Raw genomic sequence first — 21,518 nt, 5'->3', positions numbered from 1 at the left:
ATGACGAACCCGCTGCTCTCCACCGACGCCCTGCCCCACTTTGCGCAGATCAAGCCCGAGCACATCCAGCCGGCCATTTCCAAGCTGCTTGACGACGCAAAGGCGGCCCTGATCGTCGCCACCGACGAGGAAACGCCCGCCGACTTCGACACCCTGGCCCGCGTGCTGAGCGTGGCGACCGAGCGGCTGTCGACGTCATGGGGCGCCGTCAGCCACTTGAATGCCGTGGCCAACACGCCTGAGCTGCGCGAGGCCTACAACGGCATGCTGCCGGCCGTCACAGAGTTCTACACGGAGCTGGGTGCCGACGAAAAGCTGTTCGCCAAGTACAAGGCCATCAATGCCAAGGCAGCGAGCCTGAGCGCGCCGCGCCAGCAGGCCTTGAAGCTGTGGATCCGCGACTTCGTGCTGTCGGGCGCCGAGCTGCAAGGTGCTGATCGCGAGCGCTTCGCCGCCATCCAGGAACGTAGCGCCGAGCTCGGTCAGAAGTTCTCCGAGCATGTGCTGGACGCCACGGATGCCTACGCCTACTACGCGACTGCGGACGAACTCAAGGGCGTACCCGACGACGTGGTCAGCGCCGCCCGCAACGCAGCGCAAGCAGAGGGCAAGCAAGGCCACAAGCTGACGCTGCAGTTCCCCAGCTACATGCCGGTGATGCAGTACGCCGACGACCGCGCCCTGCGCGAGCGCATTTACCGCGCCTACTCCACACGCGCCAGCGAGCTGGGTGCCAACCCGGCGCTGGACAACGGCCCGCTGATGCAGGAGCTCCTGATGCTGCGCCAGGAAGAGGCGCAGCTGCTGGGCTATCCGAATTTCGCCACCGTCTCGCTCGTGCCCAAGATGGCCGAATCGCCGGCCCAGGTGCTGGACTTCCTGCGCGACCTGGCCCGCCGCGCACGACCCTATGCCGAGAAGGACCTGGCCGAGCTGCGCGAGTTCGCCGCTTCGGCGCTGGGCATGGCCGAGCTGCAGGTCTGGGACAACGCCTATGTCTCCGAGAAACTGAAGGAAGCCCGCTACGCGTTCAGCGACCAGGAGGTGCGCCAATACCTGACCGTGCCGCGTGTACTGCAAGGCCTGTTCGACATCATCGAGCGCCTGTTTGACGTCAAGATCGTTGAAGCGCGGGCGGAGGTCTGGCACGAATCGGTCAAGTTCTATCGCCTGGAACGAAATGGCAGCTTGATCGGCCAGTTCTACCTCGATTTGTACGCGCGTACCGGCAAGCGACCCGGCGCCTGGATGGACGAGGTGCGCAGCCGCTGGGCCCGCCCGGATGGCTCGCAGCAGACGCCGGTCGCGCAACTGGTCTGCAACTTCAGCTCGCCCGTTGACGGCAAGCCGGCGCTGCTGACGCATGACGACGTGACGACGCTGTTCCACGAGTTCGGCCACGGCCTGCACCACCTGCTCACGCAAGTGGATGAGCTGGGCGTGTCGGGCATCTCCGGCGTCGAATGGGACGCTGTGGAACTGCCCAGCCAGTTCATGGAGAACTTCTGCTGGGAATGGGAGGTGCTGCAGCAACTCTCCAGCCATGTGGACAGTGGCGAGCCGCTGCCCCGCGCGCTGTTCGACAAGATGACGGCGGCCAAGAACTTCCAGAGCGGGCTGCAGACCCTGCGCCAGATCGAGTTCTCGCTGTTCGACATGCGCCTGCATGCCGAACCCGGCTCGGAGGCTGCGGTTCAGACCCTCTTGAACGAAGTCCGCGCCGAAGTCAGCGTGATCGTGCCGCCGGAATTCAATCGCTTCCAGCACAGCTTCTCGCACATCTTCGCGGGCGGCTATTCGGCCGGCTACTACAGCTACAAGTGGGCCGAGGTGCTCTCCGCTGATGCATGGAGCGCTTTCGAGGACGAAGGCGTGTTCAACCCGGCCACCGGCAAGCGCTACCTGCGCAGCATCCTGGAAATGGGCGGCTCACGTGACGCGCTGGAGAACTTCAAGGCCTTCCGCGGCCGTGAGCCCAGCATCGACGCCTTGCTGCGCCATCAGGGCATGGCCTGACCGAGGAACTGCCGCCCGCTCAGGCGTAATGCTCCGCCTCGGGCGGCGGCACCACCCAGCTGTGCTTGCGGTCCTCGTAGACCGAGACGCCGGGCGTTGGAAAGCTGGGGTCGGCAAAGGCGCCGACCGGAATGGCCAGGAACTCCGGCATCGCATCCATTTCGTAATAGACGGTGGCGCCGCAAGTCGGGCAGAAGTGGAAGCGCGCCGTGGTGCCGCCATCGCCTGTCAAGGCGTAGACCGTGGAGCGGCCGGCCACACGCACATTCGCGCGAGGAAAGCGAGCCTGCTCGGCAAACGGCCCACCACTGCGCCGCTGGCAGTTCAGGCAATGACAGATCGAGATGCGGACCGGGTCTCCATCGACTTCGGCCTTGAGCTGGCCGCAGGTGCAGGACGCAAGGCGTTTGGACATCGGTGCCTCTCTCTGGTCGTTTCAGCTGGCCGATTCGGCGCCGGCCCTGATGATCCATCGCTCGGCCTCGCTCTCGGGCAGCGCCTTGGCAAACAGCCAGCCCTGGCCGACCTGCACACCCAGGGCGGTCAGCTGCGCGGCCTGCGCTTCGTCTTCGACGCCCTCGGCAAGCGTCTGCTTGCCCAACGCATTGGCCAGGCCGACGATGGTGCGGACGATCTCGACCGCCTCGCGGCCCGCCTCCAGGCGCATCACGAAGCTGCGGTCGATCTTCAAGGTGTCAAACGGGAAACGGTGCAGATAGGCCAGCGATGAATAGCCGGTGCCGAAGTCGTCGATCGAGAGCTTGAACCCGAGGCTGGCCAGCTCGCGCAAGACCTCGGCGCTGCGCTGCGGGTTGGCCATGGCCATGCTCTCGGTCACTTCCAGCTTCAGCTGCTTCGGTGGCACATCGCCCAGCGCCTTCAAGACGGCGTGCGCATCGCTCAGCAGCTCCTGGTCGCGCTCCAATTGCACGCCGGAGACATTGACGGCGATCTCGCCCGTGAAGCCCAGGGCCTGCCAGCGGCGCAATTGCGCCGCCGCTTCCATCAGCGTCCAGCGGCCGATGTCGGCGATCTGGCCGCTGGCCTCGGCGACCGGGATGAAATCTCCCGGCATCACGAGGCCGCGTTGCGGATGGTGCCAGCGGATCAGCGCCTCGAAGCCGAGCAGTTGTCGGTCCGACAGCCGGATGAAGGGCTGGTAGAAGAGCTTGAACTGCCCCCCCTCGGCCAGGGCCACATCGATTTGCTCGCGCAACCAGCGGCGCGAGCGCTCGACCATCTGCTCGGCCGGGTCGTAGCAATGGCGATTGCCCGGGCCCTGCATCTTGGCCCGTGCCAGCGCGCCTTCCGCCGCTGCGATCAACTCGTCTGCGTTGGCCGGCCCTTCTGCCGCCTGCGCCCAGCCCACGCAGGCGGAGAGCCTGTGCTTGCCGCCCTCGGGCAGCGGATAGGGAATCTCGAACTGATCGAGCACCCAGGCGACCAGGCCGTTGTTGTCGCCATGGCGAGCGCGGAAGATGAGGCCGAACTCGTCGGGGCCCAGGCGACCGGCCATCATGGCCTGTCCCTCACGCATGCGCAGGCGCTGTGCGGTTTCGACCAGCACCGCGTCGCCTGCGGCCAGACCCTGAGCCTCGTTGAAGGCGCGGAACTCGTCCAGGCCGAGGAGTACCAGGCCGGCGTCGCCTTCGGCCATCGCCGATTCCAGTTGCACGCGGAACATCGCCCGGTTGGGCAGGCCCGTCAGGCGGTCATGCAGGGCATCATGGCTGATCTGCTGCTGCAGGCGATGCAGCTCGGACACATCGGTCAGCGAGCCGGCCATGCGCACCGCGCGGCCGCCCTCACGCGTGGCCATGCCCCGCGCCAGCAGCCAGCGGTGCTGCCCGCCCTGCTCGAACTCGAGCAGGTGGTGGAGCTGGCGGCTGCGGCCCTGCAGATGCTCGTCCAACACCCGCTCGAACTCCCTGCCGGCAGCCGGTGGCAGTGGCAGCGTCCAGGCCTTGATGTCTGCGGCCTCGGCCACGTCGAGCCCCATCAGCGCCAGCCAGCGTGGCGAGTAGTGCACGGTGCCTGCTTCCAGGTCCCAGTCCCACAGCCCGTCATTCGCACCTTCGGCCGCCAGGGCATAGCGCTCTTCGCTCTCCTTCAGGGCGACCAGCGCCAGCTGCCGGCGCTGATGCTCATCAGCGGCGCGCAGCGCCAGCGCACCCAGCACGGCCAGCACAGCGGCCAGCACCGGGAAGGCGGGCGCGATGAACTCATGGTGCAGCTCGAAGCGCCGCTGCAGCAGCACCAGCAAGACCAGGGCAACAACGATCAGCACCGGCAGCGCAGCGCGCAGGCGCCAGCGCGAGAGCAGACCTATCACCAGCAGCGGCAGCCCCAGCATCAACACAAGCTCGGATGCTGCAGCCCAATCGGGTCGGCGCAGCACCCGCTCACCAATCAGGTTGTCAATCGCCGTGGCGAGGCGCTCGACGCCAGGCAGACCGGGGTCGAAGGTGGTCGGAAAAGCATCGCCGCTGCCAAGCGCCGTGGTACCTATCAACACGATGCGGTCTTTCAGCCTGGCATCGTCCACCTTGCCCTTCAGCAGTTCGGCAAACGAGAGGCGCTCGAAGGTGCCCCCGGGGCCGTAGTAGTTGAGCCATTGACGGGAGAGGCCGTCGATGGGCACCTGCAGCGTGCCGACAGCTGCCTCGCGGCCCAGGCGCAGCCAGGCCTGCTGCCAGTCCGCTCCACGCAACTGGGCTGCGACACGAACCGCCAAGGTCGGGTAGACCTCGCCGCCCAGGCCCAGGGCCGGCAGGTCGTAGCGCAAGGCGCCGTCGCTGCTGCGCTGCGCGCCCACATTGCCCAGGCCCAGGGCCGCATCGGCAAACAGCGGCAGCGGCGCCAGCAGGCGGCGCGCACGCAAGGGCGTGGGCGCCTTGGCCACATCACCCTCGACCTTGGGCCAGGCGCTGTCCAGCACCGCGCGGCTGTCGCTGCCGTCAGGGCCCGGCTCCTCGCCCAGGGCATAGGGCAGCAGCACGCGGCCCGATCGCTTGATCGATGCGGCCAGCGCCGCATCGACGGTCGGGTCGCCGGCATCGAGCAGCAGGATGTCCAGGGCCACCAGCCGCGCGCCGGCCTTGCTCAGGCGGTCCAGGGCCGCGGTCAGCGCCCGGCGGTCTGGCGTGCCGCCGCGCATCGCGCTGGCTTCGTCGATGGTGACGATCAGGATGGGCAGGCGCGGCTGCAAAGGCCCGCGCCATTGCATCTGCGCATCAAGGCTCAGGCTGTCGATCCGCTCCAGCAGGCTGATGTTCGCGCGCTGCCACCAGCCCAGGATGGCCAGGGCCGAGGCAATCAGTGCGACGAGCCAGTAGCCCAGACGCGCGCGCATGGGTCAGCGCCAGTCAGACGCCAGCCAGGCGACTCTGCATGTCCTGGACCCTCTGCCCCGACCAGCGCTTGGAGGCGTCGCAGCCGGTGGCCGAGCATTGCGTGCCATCGGCCTGCGTATCGAGCATCACCGGCGGCTTGGGCAGGATGCCGCGGGTGCGGCTGCTGGCCTGCACCGCCACCTGGCCGGTCTGCACATGGACGGCCGTGGCCTGGTCGCCACCGACCTCGACGACGAACTCGGTGCCACGCACCGCCGTCACCGCCGTGGGCGTGCGTACCTCCCAGCCACCGCCGGGCGCGACCTTCTGGCCGATCAGGCCCAGCTCCAGCCACAGCGTGGCATCGCGCGGCTTGCCATCGGCCGCAGGTTCGAATCTCTGGATGCGCACCCGGCTGGCATCGCTGATGACCACCGAGGAGCCGTCGACGAACTTCAGCCGCACCCGGCCCTTGGCGCCGGTGCGCAACTCGACGCCCGCTTCCAGCTTGGCGCCGACGGCGAGGGGCTTGCCATCGACCTGGGCCTCGCCCAGCACCGCCATCACTTCGGCGACGGGGGCCGCCTGGGCCGTCGCGGCACCAATCACCGCCAATCCCACAAGTGTTCCCAACCAGCGCTTCATGGCATTGCCTTTCGAGATTGCAACTGATGCTAGCTCAGCGACGGGGATCGCCGAATAGGGCATAGCCTGCCCAGTAGTACGGATGTTGCCACTGTCCCTCACCCAGGCGACCTTCCAGCATCGCCAGCTGGGCCTGACGCAGACTGGCAGCACGCGAGGCCGCCCCGGCGGCCGCAGCCTGGAAGGTGGCCGCGCTGAGCGCCGCTGCCGAAGCCGACTCGACCGCCCAGTGCGTGGCCAGCACCGAGCGCGCGCCAGCAAAGAAGAAACCACGAACCAGGCCCGACATCGCCGCCCCGCCCTGCTCGCCCGCCGCCGTGTTGCAGGCCGAGAGCAGCACCCATTGCGCGTTCAGCCGCAGGTTCAGCACATCATCCAGCTCCAGCAGCGGCGATTCGCGCTCGTCGGCTTCGGCCGCCATCGCCAGCGCCGGCTTGGAGATGCCGGGCAGCTCGCCAGGCATCAGCCCATGGGTGGCAAAGGCGACGACCCGACGGTCCTGCAGCGGCATGGCCAGCACCGCGCGGCGCGTGGCCTGGGCGCCCAGGCGCAGGTCTGCCTGCGGGTCGGCGCCCAGCACCTTGGCCAAAGCCAGCAGCTCGGCGCGCGTTTCCGGCAGTGGCGGCACCTCGGCATAGCGGAAGCCCCATTCGGCATCGACACGGCCGACGGCTCGCTTGCCGCGCCCGGCCGGTGCGGGTGCGGCGCCGAACAGCGGGTCGCCAAAGCCCATCAGCGGCCGGGCCGCGGCTGCGGGGCTGGCGCCGCGGCGCAAGGCCTGCAGCGCGGAAGCCGCCGGCAATTGCGTGACCGCCAGGCGGCGCACGAGCCAGGCCGCTTGGGCGCCCCCTGGCTCGGTGACCAGGGTGGCCAGCGGCAGGCTGGACAAAGCGCCTTCGCTGGCCACCAGCAGCGAGTCGAGCCCGCGCCACTGGGCCTCCAGCGGCGCCAGCAACTCGCGATAGAGCTGGTGCAACACGGCCGTCTGCACCGGCTTGCCCAAGGCGGACGCGTCCAGTGCGGTGCGCGCCTGCGCCACCTTGGCGGCCAGGTCCTCGGCGCCGAGCGGGCTGGCATGCAGGGCCAGTGAGCCGTCGCTGGTCTGCAGCCAGACCAGGGTGGCGTGTTCGCCGGCATGGATCAGCAGCAGCCCCTCGCCCCGCTCCAGCAAGCCGCGCAGCACCTTGGCGGAGGGTGTGGGCGGCATGAGCAGGTCCGCATAAGCCGGGTACTGGCGGGCGATCTCGGCGCGGCGCTGCTCGAGCTGTTCGCGCGCCGCGCCGCCCTCGGCCTGCTGGCTGCGGATCTGTTCGCGCAGGGCAGCAAGCTCGGTGGCCCTGGCCTTGCGCTCGGCTGGCGGCAGTGCCTTGAAAGCCTCAGTGACCATCTCCTTGCGCAGCCGATCCTCCTTGGCCAGGCTGGCCGGCAACTTCGCAAACTGCGCGGCGGCCGCCTGCCGCTGCGCCTGCTCCTGCTCCAGCAGATGGCGCAAGGCCGGTGTGGCGGCCAGCAGGCGGGCAGTGCTGTCGACCAGGGCGCGCTGGGTGCTGCCGAGCATGCTGCGATCAGCCAGCTGCATGGCCCGTTCCATCAACGCGGGCGGCAGCTTCTCGCCCTTCAAGGCTCGCTGCGCGACATTGTCGAGAAATTCCTCGAAGGCCAGGCCCAGGACAAAGCCGCGAAATCCCCGCTGGTCGAGATCGAGCCAGCCGCCGGGACTGTCCAGCGTGGCGGCAAAGAGCTGCTCATAGTCCTCCAGGGCCGGCGCGAGTTCGCCGCGCATCAGCCGCACGACGGCCCGCACGCCGGCACTCTCCTGCGTCTGCGGATGCCTGGCGCCATAAAGGCGGTTGCGATAGCCGTACTGGCGGTTGGCGATCTCCAGCGCCTCATCCAGGCGGGCACTCTTGGCCGCCAGCAGCGCCAGCAGGCGGTTGTCGAGCGCGCGGCTGCGGGCCAGCGTGTCCTCGCCGTCGATGCTGGCAAGGAAGGCGCGATAGACGGCATCGGCCTCGCTCCAGCGCTTGAGGCCCATCAGCGAACGCACCAGCTCCTGATGGGCCAGCCAGGCGGTGTGGCTGGACGACTTGACCCCCTGCCTTTGCAGCATCGCCGCGGACTCGCGCGCCGCCACCAGCGCGGGCCGGAACTGCTGCACCGCGTTCAAGGCGGTGGCGAGGCGATAGTGCCAGCGCGCGCCCAGGGTGTCGCTGAGCTGGCTGCTGCGCCACAAGGCCAGATTGGCCTGGCCCAGCTCGATGGCCTCCGCCGCCCGCCCCTGCCGCACCAGTGCATAGACCAGCATGCCCTGCGCGCTGTCATGCCAGCCCATGGCCTCGAGCAGCTCCGGATCGCGCGGCGGCAGCTTGCGCTTGCGCAGCTCGGCTTCATTGCGGCGCGCCACGCCAACGGCCTCGCGCAGGGTGGCCAGCGAGGCCAGCGTGTCGCCCTCCAGCCGCTCAACCTCGGAGCGCACATGCAGCCAGTCCTCGCGCAGGTGAACCGGTGTGCCGGGCCGCCCGAGCAGTGGCCGGGCGAGCGCATCGGCTCGTGACCACATGCGGCTGGTCACCGCCCGGTCCGTGCCCTGCGCTGCGTAGTAGGTCTGGCGCAGCGCCACCATGGCCCGCGTGGCGGGGCTCAGGCTCGTGTCTTCCAGCCAGGGCTCGCAGGCGGCCAGGGCGGCACCCGAGCTGCCCCAGGTGAACTCGGCGTTCAGGTAGACCCGGATCCAGGCCTCGCCGCCGGTCCGGCCGCGCCCGGCTTCCGCCAACTGCCTGGCCAGCTCGAGATGGCGCCCGCGCTCATTGAGCTGCTGGGCGGCACGCAACTGGCGTTGCAGGACCGTGTAACGAGCGTCCTTGTCAGCGGGCAGCGACTCGGCAAGCACTTGCCGCGCCTGCTCGGGGCTCAGCGCCTGGCCGGCCAGCTCCAGCTCCTCGATGCCGGCGAGCGGGTCCTCCTGCGCCTGAACGGGCCCCAGGGTCAAACCCAGCAAGACGGCAAGCAGCCACTGACGCATGAATAGATTCTCCTGAACGACGCCTGTCCATCGTAGAAGCGCCGTGCGCCCTCGGGAAGGGCCCGACGCCGGGATGGGGGGCAAGGCTTGATACTCAAGTTCATGCAAAAACACCTGCCTGCCCTGCTCCGCCCGACCGTCCTGGCCTTGTCGCTGCTGTTCGGCGCGGCCCATGCGGCCGAGCCGCTGCTGATCCACAACGCGCGCGGCCTCACGCTCGACGAGAAAGGCCGCGTCCAGCGCTTCGACAGCATCGCCATCGATGGCAACGGTCGGGTCGTGGCCACCGGCAAGCTGGCGGCCCTCGAGGCCAAGGCTGTGGACGCTCGCCGGGTCGATGCCAAGGGTCAGGTCTTGATGCCAGGGCTGATCGATGCCCATGGCCATGTGCTCGACCTGGGCTTCTCGCGCCTCTCGCTGTCGTTGCGCGAAACGGCAGACCTGAACGCCGCGCTCGCCGCGATCAAGGCCCACGCGGCGAAATGGCCCGACTCGGCCTGGCTGCTGGGCGGTGGCTGGAACCAGGCGAACTGGAAGCTGGGCCGGTTCCCCACGGCCGCAGAGCTGGACAGCGCCGAGAGCCAGCGCCCGGTGTGGCTGGAGCGCGTGGACGGCCATGCCGGCTGGGCCAACAGCCGCGCCCTGCAGATCGCCGGCATCACCCGCGACACGCCTGATCCGCAAGGCGGCAAGATCGAACGCGATGAGCGCGGCGAGCCGACCGGCGTGCTGGTCGATGGCGCCATGGGCCTCGTCGGCCGCCACATCCCCGAGCCCTCCAAGGCGCAAGCGCGCGCCGCGCTCGAGGTGGCGCAGAAGGAGCTGCTGAGCCTGGGCCTGACCTCGGTGCAGGACGCAGGCATTTCGAACGAAGCCGACCAACTGATGCGCGAATTCGCGGCCGAGGGCAAGCTGAAGGTTCGCATCGACGGCATGGCGCGCGGCAGCGACAACGCCCTGATCGAACGCCTGCGCCGCGAAGGCCCGCTGGCGCCCAGCGGCGATGGCATGTACAGCCTGCGCATGGTCAAGCTCTTCGCCGACGGCGCGCTGGGCAGCCGCGGCGCGGCCTTGCTGGCGCCCTACAGCGACGCGCCGCAAACGCAGGGGCTGCTGTTCAACAAGAACGATGAGTTGCTCGCCCGGATGCGCGCGGCCGCAAAGGCCGGCTTCCAGGTCAATGTGCACGCCATCGGCGATGCGGCCAATCGCCAGGTGCTGGTCGGCTTCGAGACCCTGCAGCGCGAGATGGGCGCGAAGAGCACCGCCCTGCGCCACCGCATCGAGCATGCGCAGGTGATCGCCTTGGCCGACATCCCTCGCCTGGCCAAGGCCCAGGTGATCGCCTCGGTGCAGCCGGTGCACGCCACCTCGGACATGAACATGGCCGAAGACCGCGTCGGCGCACAGCGCATCCAGGGCGCCTATGCCTGGCAGCGCCTCCTGAAAGCTGGCGCGCGCCTGGCTTGCGGCTCCGACTTCCCGGTCGAGGAACCGACGCCCTGGGCCGGCCTGTACGCCGCCGTGACGCGCCAGGACGCCGAAGGCAAGCCACCCGGTGGCTGGTACGGCCAGCAGGCCTTGAACAGCCTGCAGGCGCTCGATTGCTTCACCCGCGCCGCGGCTTACGCAACACGGCGCGAAGGCGAGATCGGCACTCTGACACCGGGCGCCCGGGCCGACTTCATCATCGTTGACCACGACCCGCTCGGCGCCTCGCCGGCCGCGCTCCTGAAGACCAAGGTGCTGCAGACCTGGGTTGGCGGGAAGCTGGTGTTCGAGGCGCCGCGCTGAGCGCGAGCCTTCACGGGGCCTGATCAGCCCCGGGGGGGCTGTCAGGGCCGGATCGCTACTTCGTTCTTCACGGCCTTCACGCCGGCCACACGCCAGGTGAGCGTCTCAGCCATCGTGCGTTCACGCGAGTTCTTGGCAAAGCCCGACAGCATGACCGTGCCCTTCATCGTCTCGACACTGATGGCCGAGGCATCGACCTCGCTGTTGTCGACGAAGCGGGCCTTGACGGCCGTGGTGATCGCGGTGTCGTCCACATAGGCGCCCACCGTTTCCTGGCCGCGCGTGACGGCGCAACCGGAGGTGAACAACAGGGCCACGGTGGTGGCACTCAGGGCCAGCGTGTATCGAACGTTCATGGTGGAGCTCCTTCAGGGATGGTTGAAATGGTTAAGCGCGAAGCCGGCCGTCAATCAGCCAGCCAGTCGCGCAGTTCCTCGGCATGCTTTTGCTCATCGGCGAGGATGTCTTCGAGCAGGCGGCGGGTGGTCGAGTCCTTGTCGCCGATCAGGGTGATCAGCTGGCTGTAGGCCTCGATGGCCACCCGCTCGGCAATCAGGTTGGAACGGATCATCTGGCGCAGTTCGCGCGAGTCGTCATAGGCCGCATGGCTGCGCCGGGTCAGCGACTCGGGCGAAAAGTCCGGCTCGCCGCCCAGCTGCACGATGCGCTTGGCCAGCCGGTCCGCATGCACGGCTTCCTCGCCGGCATGGACCAGGAATTCCTCGGCGATATGCGCCGAGGCCAGGCCGTCGGCGGTGAAGTGATGGCGCTTGTAGCGCAGCACGCAGACCAGCTCGGTGGCCAGCGAGTCGTTGAGCATCTTGATGATCTCGTAGCGCCAGGGGCCGTAGTGCGGCGTCATGGCGCCTTGCTCCAGGCTGGAGCGGGCCGCGTCCAGCGCCACCGTATCGAGCTTCATCTCGGGTTGGTCGATCAGGGCGTAGTGCTTGTGTTCGGTTGCGGACATGGTGGCTTTCGGTGGGCTGAGCGGCACACGCAAGAGCGGCCGATCCAGTATCTGCAATGTGGCCCCGGGGGCGGCCGCTCGCCATAGTCCGGTGGCTCGACTGCTTGTAGGACAGCAGGCCCTTGTGGACTTGTGTGCGGCAACGAACAGATGCGCGAGCCGGGCCGGCAGAGGCTGATCGGCACACCACAAGGAGTCCGATGATGAAGCTGCCCCACCCCACCACCCCAGGCCTGCCCCGATTGCGCCTGACCCTGCTGGTGGCCACCGCCAGCTTCGCCCTGCTCGCCTGTGCGAGCGTGCCGCCGCCCAATGCCGAGATCGAGGCTTCGGGCGTGGCACTGGCCTCAGCCACCGGCGCTGGCGGCACGCAATGGGCGCCGCAGGAAATGCGCAGCGCGCAGGACAAGCACAGCCGCGCCAAGCAGGCGCTGAGCAACCAGGACAACGCCCTGGCCCTCAACCTGGCGCGCGAGTCGAGTGTCGATGCCCGCCTGGCCGAGTCCAAGGCCAATGCCGGCAAGGCCGGCAAGTCCGCCGCCGAACTGCAGGAAAGCAGCCGCGTGCTGCGCGAAGAGCTGCAGCGCAAGTCCAACACCAAGGAACCCTCATGAACAAGCTGACATTGATGACTGGCACGCTCAGCGTGCTGGCCCTGGCCGCCCTGTCTGCCTGCAGCACCCTGCGTGCCGACAACCCGCGCCTGGCCGAGGCTCGCAGCGAGTACCGCAGCGCCCAGAACGACCGCGACACCCGCGAGCTTGCCTCTCCCGAGCTCAAGACCGCCAGCGAAGCCATGACCCGCGCCGATGCAGCCTGGCAGAACAATGAGGTGCCGAGCGATGTCGATCACTGGTCCTACCTGGCCAAGCAACGCAGCGCGATCGCCATGCAGACCGGCAAGCAGCGCGCAGCCGAGCGCACGATCGCCAATGCCACGGCCTCGCGCGACCGGATCCGCCTGGAAGCCCGCACGCAGGAGGCCGACACGGCCAGGCTGTCGGCCGAGGATGCCAAGCTGCAGGCTGCCGCCTCGCAGCGGCAATCGAATGCCTCGCAGCGCGAAGCCGAAGATTCGCAACGCGAGGCCGCTGCGGCCCAGTCACGCGCCAACGCCGCCCAGCTTGCGGCCGACGATGCCAGGGTCCGCAACTACCAGCTCGAAACCCAGCTTCGCGAGCTGAACGCCAAGCAGACCGATCGCGGCATGGTGATCACCATGGGCGACGTGCTGTTCGACAACAACCGCTCGGACCTCAAGCCCGGCGCAATGGCGGGCATAGACAAGCTGACGGCCTTCATGAAGCAGTACCCGGATCGCAAGCTGCGCATCGAGGGCTTCACCGACAGCGTGGGCAGCGACGACAGCAACCAGACCCTGTCAATCCAGCGTGCCACGATGGTGCGCAACGCCCTGATCAATGGCGGCGTGCTGCCGGACCGCATCACGGTGCGCGGCTATGGCGAGTCCAGCCCGGTGGCCAGCAACGACACCGCCACCGGCCGGCAACTGAACCGCCGTGTCGAGATCGTGCTGTCCGACCTGAACGGCCAGCTCTCAGCGGCTCGTTGATTCACCCGCTCAGCGGCACGACAAAGCTGCTGAGCGCCGGCAACTCCGTCCACAGCAAGACCTGACCCCGCGGCAGCAGCCTGGCGCGGGGTTCCAGGGCCAGGATCTCTCCGACCGGCCCGCGCACGAGGATGAAGCGCATCTCCCGCCCCTCTCTTTGCAGGCACAGTTCGGCGCGCTGCCAGCTCGCCGGCAGACAGGGCTGCAGGCTCAGTTCCGTGGCCGAGAGGCGCAGGCCGAACATCGACTCGATCGCAGCGCGCTGCAGCCAGGCCGCCGCGCCGGTGTACCAGCTCCAGCCGCCCCGCCCCACATAGGGCGGCTGGCTGTAGACATCGCCCGCCACCGCATAGGGCTCCAGCCCATAGACCCGCCCCATCTGCGCATCGGCCGCGCGGTGCGCCGGGCTCAGGTAGCGGAAGTAGCGGTAGACCCGATCGCCCACCGTCTCCTGCTCGTCATCCACACCACCGGCCGCCTGCGCCATCAGCGCCCACACGCCGGCATGGCTGTACTGGCCGCCGTTCTCGCGCACCCCGGGCGGGTAGGCCTGGATGTAGCCGGCGTCCGGCTGCTGCGTTTGCAAGGGCGGGTCGAGCAGGCGGATCAGGCCGGCCACCGGATCCACCAGCTCGGCCTGCATGGCGCGCAAGGCCTGCTGCTGGCGGGCCGGCGACGCCACACCAGAAAGCACGCTCCAGGCCTGCGCGATCAGGTCGATGCGGGCTTCGCTGCCTTGCTCGGTGCCGAGCACCGAGCCGTCGTCAAAGAAGGCACGGCGGTACCAATGGCCGTCCCACGCATGGCCCTGCAAGGCCGTGCGCCAGCCGTGGGCCACACGCTCCCAGTTGCGCGCCCGGTCGAACTCGCCGCGGGCGCGCGCCAGCGGCGCGAAGTCCTCGACCAGCCGGCACAGGAACCAGGCCAGCCAGACCGACTCGCCGCGGCCGGCGACGCCCACACGGTTCATGCCGTCGTTCCAGTCGCCGCTGCCCATCAGGGGCAGGCCATGGACGCCGCTGGCCAGGCTCGCATCCAGAGCGCGCGCGGCATGCTCGTACAGCGTGCCCGCGCCACCATCGCTGCTCGGCGCTTCATAGACATCCTCGGCCTCGGCCGGCACCTCGCGGCCCAGCAGGAAGGGCAGTTCCTCATCCATCACCGCCTGATCGCCGGTGGCGCGGAGGTAGTGCAGGCAGGCATGGACCAGCCACAGCCGGTCGTCCGAGCAGCGCGTGCGCACGCCGGCGCCGCCGGGCTCATGCCACCAGTGCTGCACATCGCCGGCTGCGAACTGGCGCGATCCGCTCGCCAGCAACTGCGCTCGCAGACGCTCAGGCGCAGCCCAGGCCAGGGCCAGCACATCCTGCAGCTGATCGCGGAAGCCGCTGGCGCCGCCGGCCTGGTAGAAACCGGCCTTGGCCCAGAGCCGGCAGCTCTGCACCTGGTAGAGCAACCAGCGGTTGACCAGGGCATCGAAGAGCGGATCGGGCGTCGTGACCGTGGCCGCGCCCAGCAGCCGGTCCCACGCGCCACGCGCTGCTGCTGCCCGCTCGGCAGGCTTGACCATGGCAGCCTCGGCCGCCAGCTGGCGTGCCGCGCTCGGGCTCTCGGCGTGGCCAAGCAGGAACACCCGCTCGCAGCGACCGCCCGGCGCCAGCACCAGTTCGGTGGCCAGCAAGGCGCAGGGGTCGAGACCGGTGCCGGCGCGCTGTGCCAGATGGTCGGGCAGCACCAGGCGGCCCCGCGCATCGAACAGCTCGCGGCGGTCGCAGCTCCAGTCGGGCGCTTGCGCCTCGGCGTCCAGCACCAGGGCCAGAAAGGCGGTGGCGTCGCCAAAGCCTGTCGCGCACTCGCGCTGGGTTGCCTGCAGCGCGGTCACGCTGCCATGGGCCAGGCGCTGGCGCTGCATGGCGCAGGAAACGCTGGCGCGGTCGCTGCGCTGCGCGCCCATCAGCCATTCGGCCAGGCCCAGCAGGCGCAGCGAGCGCGGCCGCGGGCCGTTGTTGAACAACTCGATGTGCACCTGCTTGAGGGCCATCTTCGCATCGACGCAGATCGTCATGCTCACGGCCAGCGTGCCGCGCTTGTGCTCGATGCTGCTCCAACCCTGGCCATGGCTCACGTCGTAGCGCTGCCCATCGCCCCCCCAGGCCGAAGAGCTGAGGCTCCAGGCCTCGCGGGTGACCAGGTCCTGCACCAGCCACCATTCGGCCGGCGGGTCGGCCACCGCGTCATTGCTCCAGGCAGTCAGCTGATGCAGCCGGCTGTTGATGGCCCAGCTGTAGCCGCCGCCCGCCTCGCTCACCTGGCAACCGAAGCGGGCATTGGCGATCACATTGATCCAGGGCCGCGCCGGTCGCAGCTGCGCACTGACCTCGAAGGCAAACTCGCTGCCGCCATCGACAAAGTGGCCCTGCGGTGCCGGCACCGGCTGCGCGTCGGTGCTGGCCACCTCCAGCGGCGTGATCGACATCTCGCCGCGCAGCTCCCGCTCGCGTTCACGGGCGGTGGCCAGGACCAGGACCTGCTGATGCAACGGTCGCCCATCGGCCTGCCAGCGGACGCGCGCCAAGACCTGCAAGGTGGCCAGCTCGATGGCACTGAGCTCGTCAGAACGCAGCAGATGGAAGCCGCAGCGGCGCGAGTCGCCTGCATTGCCCGCCGCAGCCGCCGCATGGCGCTCGGCCAGGCCGGCCAGCTCATGCTGCAAGGCCATCTGGTAGGACGAGGTCTCGGCATTGAGCACCACCAGATCGCAGCCCACGCCGGCAAAGCTCCACCAGCGCAAGGCCTGCGCCAGCGTGCGCAGCAGCCCAAGGCCCTGGATCGCATGAGCCGTCACCAGCAGCAGCGGCCGCTCGCCCGAGATGCCGAAGCGCCACAGGCTGCGCCGGTCACAGCCGGCCTCGGCGGGCGCGTCGGGCCGGGCCAGCGTCAGCAGCATGGCGGTGTTGAGCGTCTGCAGGGCGGCGAAGTTCTCGGGGCTCAGCCCCAGCTCATGCAGGCGCACCGAAGTCAGCGTGGCCGACATCAGCGCGGAGCGCTGCAACTGGCTGGGCTGGCGGTATTTGTCGAGCACCGCTTCAAGCACCGTCGCCTGGTCGGACACGGCGGTGGCAAAAGTCAGCACCGCCTTGGCGCCCGGCGCGATGCGCAGGCGCACGGCGAGCACGCAGACCGGGTCGAGACCGGTGGTCAGCTCCACAAGTCCTTCGACCGGCGCCGCCTGCAAGGCGCCGAGCGGCTCGCAGGCCGCGCGATTGCGCCCCAGCCATTGCTGCCGATCCACCTGCAGTAGCAGGACCTTGCAGGGCGGCTCGCTGTCGGCCAGGAAATGGACCAGCTGCAGCGCCGCCTCTTCCGGCAGGCGCGGCCGGCGCTCCAAGCGCAGGGCCTGCTGCGCCGCCAACCACTGGGCGCGCATGAACAGCTGGACAAAGGCCGGGTGCGCCTCGTCGGCTCGCGGCGTCGAGAGCGTGGGCTCGAAGGCCGAGCACAGCTCCAGCTCCAGGGGCTCATTGCCCAGATTGCGCAGCTCGACCTGGCGGAACTCGATGTCGTCTTCCGGGCTGACCCAGACGCTGACGCGGCTGTGCAGGTCGCTCCAGCGGGCGTTCAGGCACACGCGGTCGGCGTGGAACTGCGCCCCGTACTCGGCCTCGGCATCCGGTGCCGGATGCTGGCTCAGCGATACCAGGCGCGCGCCAGCACCGCGCCGCAGGAAAAAGAAGTGGCCGTGCTCGTCGCGCAGCGCATCGTCGCGCCAGCGGCTGAGGCCCCATTCGCGCCACTGGCTCCAGCCGGCACCATTGGGCCGCAGCGCCACGGTGTAGCGGCCGTTGCCCAGCAGATGGGTGGGCTCGATGGCAGCCTGGCCCGGCCGCAGCTCCTGCATCAGCGCAGCGGCACGGCGCGGCAGCGAGCCCGCGAGCGCCGGCGGCGGCAGCACATGCAGCCGCGAGATCTCGCGCGGCGCACGCTCATGCAGCAAGGAGGCCACGGCAGCAATCGGGGCGCAGGCCATGCCCCAGCGTTGCACGATGCCGGCGCGCAGCACCTGGGTCAGCGCCACCAGGCTCATGCCCTGGTGGTGGGCCATCAGGGTGGCCACCGGCATGACGCGCTCATGGCCCAGCAGCCGCGCCGGCGTGAAGTCCAGGGCCTCGATGAAGCCCATGCCACCGCGTGCGCCCAGAGCAGCCAGCGCGGCAAAGTTGCGCAGCGCCGCACGCGGGTCCAGCATGGCCGCCAGCGCCGTGGCATAGGGCGCCACCACCAGTTCGTCCGGCGGCGTGCGCCGCAGTGCCAGCCTGGGCACGCCCTGCGGCGCGTACTGGTAGGCCAGCGTGTGGTCGCGCCCCGCATAGGCCGATTCCGACATGCCCCAGGGGAGGCCGTGAGCCGCGCCAAAGTCCATCTGCTCCCGCAAGGCCACGCGGCCGGCCTGGTCGAGCACGCTGCCAGGTGGTTCGGCCAGCATCAGGCTGGGCATCAGGTACTCGAACATCGAGCCCGACCAGGAGCGCAGTCCGGCCCGGCCGCCGCGCGCAAAGAACGGCCGGCCCAGCGCCGCCCAGTGGCGCACCGGCACATCGCCCTTGGCAATGGCCAAGAGGCTGGTCAGACGCGACTCCGAAGCCAGCAGGTCGTAGAGCCCGGTGTCGAGCTCCTGCTCCGTCAGCCGGTAGCCGATGTGCAGGAGGTGGCGCTTCGCGTGGTAGAGGAAGGCGTAGTCCGGTTCCCAGGCGAGTTGCTGGCAGCGCGCCGCCAGGGCACGCAAGCCATGCGCAATGCCGGCGGGCTCATGCCCGGCCTCGCTGCGCAGTGCAAAGTCCAGGCAGGCCTCGGCCACGCACAAGAGGTGGCCGCTGAGATTGCCGCTGTCGACGCTGGACACATAGTGCGGCGCCAGCGCCAGGCCGCTCTGGGTGTCGTACCAGTTGAGGAAATGGCCGCGGTGGCGCTGCAGCGTGGCCAGGCTGTCCAGCGTCGCCGTGAGTCGCTCGACCAGCTCACGCCGCGCGATCCAGCCGAACTCGCAGGCACAGGCGGCACTGAGCAGGTAGAGGCCGACATTGGTCGGCGAGGTTCGGTGCGCCAGCGCCTCATGCGGCAGCAGCTGCAGGTTATCGGGTGGCAGATGGCGATCATCCGGACCCACGCTGCGCTCGAAGAAGCGCCAGGTGTCGCGGGCCATGCGCTCCAGTTCCTCGCGCTGCGCCCCGCTCAGCTCGGCCGCCAGCCGCTCGGGCCGCCCGGCCCACCAGATGCCCAGTGGTGCGAGGCTCCAGGCCAGGCACAACGCCAGGCTCAGGCCCGGCACCGGCGTATCGACCATCAGCAGGCCGGCGAACAAGCCCAGGGACAAATACATGCCCGGCGCGTGGCGGCGCAAGAGCGGCTGCAGGCGCGGTTCGGCGGCAGCCTGCACGGCCGCGCTGGTGGTCCATTGCAGGAGATGGCGACGGCTGACCAGCAGCCGGTACAGCGCCCGCACGATGGCGTCCAGCGCGCCTGTCACCTGCTCCACCAGCTGCCACATCAACCACAGGCCGGCGGCAAACGCACGCACCAGGTCGATCAGCGCCTGGCGGTAGAAATGCCAGCGCGCCAGGTCCTCGCGCTGCGAGGCCAGGCCGGTCAGCGCGCCCAGCAGGGTCCCGGCGGACTGGGCGACCAAGACCAGCATCAGTGCCACCCAGGGCGACATCAGCTGGCCCGAGAGCGCCAGCAGCAGCAAGAGCATCGAAACCGGCGCCAGCAGGGAGCGGCGCAGGTTGTCCACCAGCTTCCAGCGGTTGACCGCGCGCATGCGCAGCCCGAGGAAGGGCAGCAACTGCCAGTCGCCGCGCATCCAGCGGTGCTGGCGGGCGGCGGCCACGTCCGGATGCTGGGGCGCTTCCTCGATCAGGGTCAGCTCGCTCAGCGCGGCGGCGCGGCTGAGTGCGCCTTCCAGCAGGTCGTGGCTCAAGACCTGGCCCTCGGGCAGCCGCCCGGCCAGCAGCTTGTGCAGTACCTGCACCTGCAGCAGGCCCTTGCCGCTGAAGCTGCCCTCACCGAACAGGTCCTGGTAGACCTCGGAGCTGGCGGCGCTGTAGGGATCGCTGCCGCCGCGGCCGGCGAAGAGCCGGTAGAAGGCGCTGCGCTGGCCGCGCGGCGGCAGCGGCGCGGCAATGCGCGGCTGCAGAATGGCATAGCCGCTGACCAGGCTGCGGCCATCGGCGGCCAGGCGCGGCTCGTTGTAGGGATGCGCGGCCACGCCGACCAGCTCGCGCAGGCGCCCCGGCGGCAGGCCGGTGTCGCTGTCCAGCGTCAGCAGATAGCGCGTGCCCTCGGCCTGCCTGGACAGCTCGCCCAGTTCCACAAAATCCTCGGGCTCGCCCTCTCCGGCCAGCCGGGCGATCAGCTGCTCCAGCTTGCCGCGCTTGCGCTCCCAGCCGATCCAGCGCTGCTCGCTCTCACTGAACTCGCGCCGCCGGTGCAGCAACAGGAAGCGGCGCGGCGACTCTGCGGCCGTCGGGTAGCGGGTGTTGAGATCGGCAATCGCAGTCTGCGCCTCGTGCAGCATCCAGCCGTCCAGCGGCGCGTCGGCCTGGTCGGCATCGGGCCAGTCGCTCAAGAGCGCGAACTGCGCGCAGGCTTCGCGGTTGGCCAGGTAGTGCAGCTCCAGGCGGCGGGCCAGCGCGCGGCTGCTGGCCATGTCGCCCAGCAGGGCCGGCACCACCACCATCACCTGGTGCTCGGGGCACAGGCCCTCGACCAGGGCCAGGCGCGGCAACTGGGTCGGACTCAGGGATTCGCTGATCAGGCGGTGGACCAGGGCGATCACCGCCTCCGAGGCCGGCAGCGCCACCAGCAGCCAGGCCAGGGCCGAGGCGCCCGTCGGCAGCAGGGCCGCGGACAGCAGCGCCGTCGCGGCAAAGATGCTGCCGAGGTAGAGCGGCAGGGCCGCGCGATGCAGGCCCGCTTTGAGGACTTGCCGCCCGCGCTCGTGCAGGCCCAGGGCATGCATGAGCGTCGGCCGGCCCTCGCCCTGCAGCCAGAAGCAGGCGGCCGCTGGCGCCAGGCTGGTCTGTGGCGAAGCGGCCATCAAGGCCAGCAACTGACGCGCCACCACGAGCTCGCTGCGGCCGCTGCGCCGGGCCAGCTGCTCGATGCCATGCAGGGTCTGATCGCGGGTCAGGGCATGTTCGGCGCGGAACAGCGGCGAGCTCAGCATCAGGCGCACCAGGGCGCTGCCGCGCGCCACGATGTCGGTCCAGTCCGCATCACCGATGGCGCGCAGCGAACCCACGGCATTGCCCACACTCAGGTTGTCCGCCGTCGGTGCCACCCAAGGTGCGCCGGGCACGATGCCGGCATCGGTCGCCTGCAGCCAGGCCATCAGGCGCTGCGCGGCGGGCGCCTGCTGTTCGCGCAGCCGCAAGGCCAGCTGGGTCAGGAAGGCCGTGGCCACACCGCGCGCCCGCAGTCGCTTAAGCAGGCTGTCCAGCCGGCTCTGGCTGCAGTGCAGCGCCTGGTCGGCGCAAAGGTCGGCCAGCTCGCGGGCAGCCTTGTCGCAGGCCAGTCGTTCAGACAGGCGGCGCAGGTTCTCGATCAGCACCACCCGCAGCGTCGTCGGCAGCGCCCACATCTCGCCGAGGTCCAGCGGGCAGTTCTCCTGATACGCGGCCAGGAACTTCACAAGCAGCTCCTCGTCGAACTGGCCATCGGTATGGGCCACAAAGGCCCAGGCCACGCCGTAGACGCGCGGCAGTCCCGCCAAGGGCGGCGTTGTGAGCACCGGCAGCTCACGGTAGTAGCCGCGCGGCAGGCCTTCGCGCACCTCTTTCAGCTGGGCATCGATCAGATGGAAGTTGTCGAGCAGCCATTCGGCCGCCGGGCTGATGTCGCCGCCCTGGGCCGCAATGTTGGCGATGTAGCGCTGTGAGGCCCGCAGGCTGTCGATATTGCTGCGCAGGCTTGGGAAGAAGCTTCGCCCGCTGCCTGCGCAATGGGCGCTGCGGTGGCTGAGACCGAGGCTGCGGCCATGTTCGGCAAAGCGCTGCGGGCCGAAGATCTCGGCCCGCAGCGCCGGCAGCAAGGGGCCTCGCGCCGTGTCCAGCAGCTCACGCGCGTCCTCATCCGGCCAGCGATGCAGGGCGGCGCTGGCATTCATGCCATGGC

Annotated in this window: 11 protein-coding genes; 4 read left to right on the top strand and 7 right to left on the bottom strand. The window is 69.6% G+C overall.

Going from position 1 to position 21,518, the window contains the following annotated elements:
- Positions 1 to 2,016, top strand: a complete 2,016-nt coding sequence (locus tag ABT392_RS03190) for a M3 family metallopeptidase (protein WP_395386632.1) — start codon at positions 1 to 3, stop codon at positions 2,014 to 2,016.
- Between the two features lie 19 nt (positions 2,017 to 2,035).
- On the opposite strand, the gene ABT392_RS03185 is transcribed toward ABT392_RS03190, so the two are convergent.
- The 4 genes from ABT392_RS03185 to ABT392_RS03170 are packed head-to-tail and all read right to left on the bottom strand — an operon-like array spanning position 2,036 to position 9,015.
- Positions 2,036 to 2,431, bottom strand: a complete 396-nt coding sequence (locus tag ABT392_RS03185) for a GFA family protein (protein WP_334278664.1) — start codon at positions 2,429 to 2,431, stop codon at positions 2,036 to 2,038.
- 21 nt (positions 2,432 to 2,452) lie between these two features.
- The gene (locus ABT392_RS03180; RefSeq protein WP_464970904.1) at positions 2,453 to 5,368 is read right to left on the bottom strand and encodes an EAL domain-containing protein; all 2,916 of its coding nucleotides are present in this window, start codon (positions 5,366 to 5,368) and stop codon (positions 2,453 to 2,455) included.
- Positions 5,369 to 5,381: 13 nt separating this feature from the next.
- Positions 5,382 to 5,993, bottom strand: a complete 612-nt coding sequence (locus ABT392_RS03175; protein WP_395386634.1) for a FecR family protein — start codon at positions 5,991 to 5,993, stop codon at positions 5,382 to 5,384.
- A 34-nt stretch (positions 5,994 to 6,027) separates the two neighbouring features.
- Positions 6,028 to 9,015, bottom strand: coding sequence for a CHAT domain-containing protein (locus ABT392_RS03170; protein ID WP_395386635.1), 2,988 nt, complete (start codon positions 9,013 to 9,015; stop codon positions 6,028 to 6,030).
- Positions 9,016 to 9,117: 102 nt separating this feature from the next.
- On the opposite strand from ABT392_RS03170, the gene ABT392_RS03165 reads away from it, so the two are divergent.
- On the top strand, positions 9,118 to 10,809 hold the full coding sequence (locus ABT392_RS03165; protein WP_334278659.1) for an amidohydrolase: 1,692 nt from the start codon (positions 9,118 to 9,120) through the stop codon (positions 10,807 to 10,809).
- Positions 10,810 to 10,850: 41 nt separating this feature from the next.
- Here ABT392_RS03165 and ABT392_RS03160 read toward each other — a convergent pair whose 3' ends face one another.
- Together ABT392_RS03160 and ABT392_RS03155 are read right to left on the bottom strand one after the other, a co-directional pair.
- Positions 10,851 to 11,165, bottom strand: coding sequence for a BON domain-containing protein (locus ABT392_RS03160; RefSeq protein WP_395386636.1), 315 nt, complete (start codon positions 11,163 to 11,165; stop codon positions 10,851 to 10,853).
- Positions 11,166 to 11,215: 50 nt separating this feature from the next.
- Entirely contained in the window at positions 11,216 to 11,776 is a 561-nt protein-coding gene (locus ABT392_RS03155) for a ferritin-like domain-containing protein (RefSeq protein WP_395386637.1), read from the bottom strand.
- Positions 11,777 to 11,976: 200 nt separating this feature from the next.
- On the opposite strand from ABT392_RS03155, the gene ABT392_RS03150 reads away from it, so the two are divergent.
- Together ABT392_RS03150 and ABT392_RS03145 are read left to right on the top strand one after the other, a co-directional pair.
- Positions 11,977 to 12,390, top strand: coding sequence for a DUF4398 domain-containing protein (locus ABT392_RS03150; RefSeq protein ID WP_464970903.1), 414 nt, complete (start codon positions 11,977 to 11,979; stop codon positions 12,388 to 12,390).
- Entirely contained in the window at positions 12,387 to 13,349 is a 963-nt protein-coding gene (locus ABT392_RS03145; RefSeq protein WP_395386638.1) for an OmpA family protein, read from the top strand. The genes ABT392_RS03150 and ABT392_RS03145 overlap by 4 nt, the downstream gene beginning before the upstream one ends.
- A gap of 1 nt (position 13,350) precedes the next feature.
- On the opposite strand, the gene ABT392_RS03140 is transcribed toward ABT392_RS03145, so the two are convergent.
- Entirely contained in the window at positions 13,351 to 21,510 is an 8,160-nt protein-coding gene (locus ABT392_RS03140) for a glycoside hydrolase family 94 protein (RefSeq protein ID WP_395386639.1), read from the bottom strand.
- Positions 21,511 to 21,518: the final 8 nt, after the last annotated feature.

This window comes from Paucibacter sp. JuS9, assembly GCF_044043925.2.
Taxonomy (GTDB): Bacteria; Pseudomonadota; Gammaproteobacteria; order Burkholderiales; family Burkholderiaceae_C; genus JAUASW01.
Note: the sequence above shows the minus strand (reverse complement) of the source record. Positions and strands in the feature narration are given on the sequence as shown.

Excerpts from the sequence above, each read along its gene's own strand:
- ABT392_RS03165 (WP_334278659.1), top strand. The coding sequence starts at position 9,118 with ATGCAAAAACACCTGCCTGCCCTGCTCCGCCCGACCGTCCTGGCCTTG.
- ABT392_RS03190 (WP_395386632.1), top strand. The coding sequence starts at position 1 with ATGACGAACCCGCTGCTCTCCACCGACGCCCTGCCCCACTTTGCGCAG.
- ABT392_RS03150 (WP_464970903.1), top strand. The coding sequence starts at position 11,977 with ATGATGAAGCTGCCCCACCCCACCACCCCAGGCCTGCCCCGATTGCGC.
- ABT392_RS03175 (WP_395386634.1), bottom strand. The coding sequence starts at position 5,993 with ATGAAGCGCTGGTTGGGAACACTTGTGGGATTGGCGGTGATTGGTGCC.
- ABT392_RS03155 (WP_395386637.1), bottom strand. The coding sequence starts at position 11,776 with ATGTCCGCAACCGAACACAAGCACTACGCCCTGATCGACCAACCCGAG.
- ABT392_RS03160 (WP_395386636.1), bottom strand. The coding sequence starts at position 11,165 with ATGAACGTTCGATACACGCTGGCCCTGAGTGCCACCACCGTGGCCCTG.
- ABT392_RS03170 (WP_395386635.1), bottom strand. The coding sequence starts at position 9,015 with ATGCGTCAGTGGCTGCTTGCCGTCTTGCTGGGTTTGACCCTGGGGCCC.
- ABT392_RS03145 (WP_395386638.1), top strand. The coding sequence starts at position 12,387 with ATGAACAAGCTGACATTGATGACTGGCACGCTCAGCGTGCTGGCCCTG.
- ABT392_RS03185 (WP_334278664.1), bottom strand. The coding sequence starts at position 2,431 with ATGTCCAAACGCCTTGCGTCCTGCACCTGCGGCCAGCTCAAGGCCGAA.
- ABT392_RS03180 (WP_464970904.1), bottom strand. The coding sequence starts at position 5,368 with ATGCGCGCGCGTCTGGGCTACTGGCTCGTCGCACTGATTGCCTCGGCC.
- ABT392_RS03140 (WP_395386639.1), bottom strand. The coding sequence starts at position 21,510 with ATGAATGCCAGCGCCGCCCTGCATCGCTGGCCGGATGAGGACGCGCGT.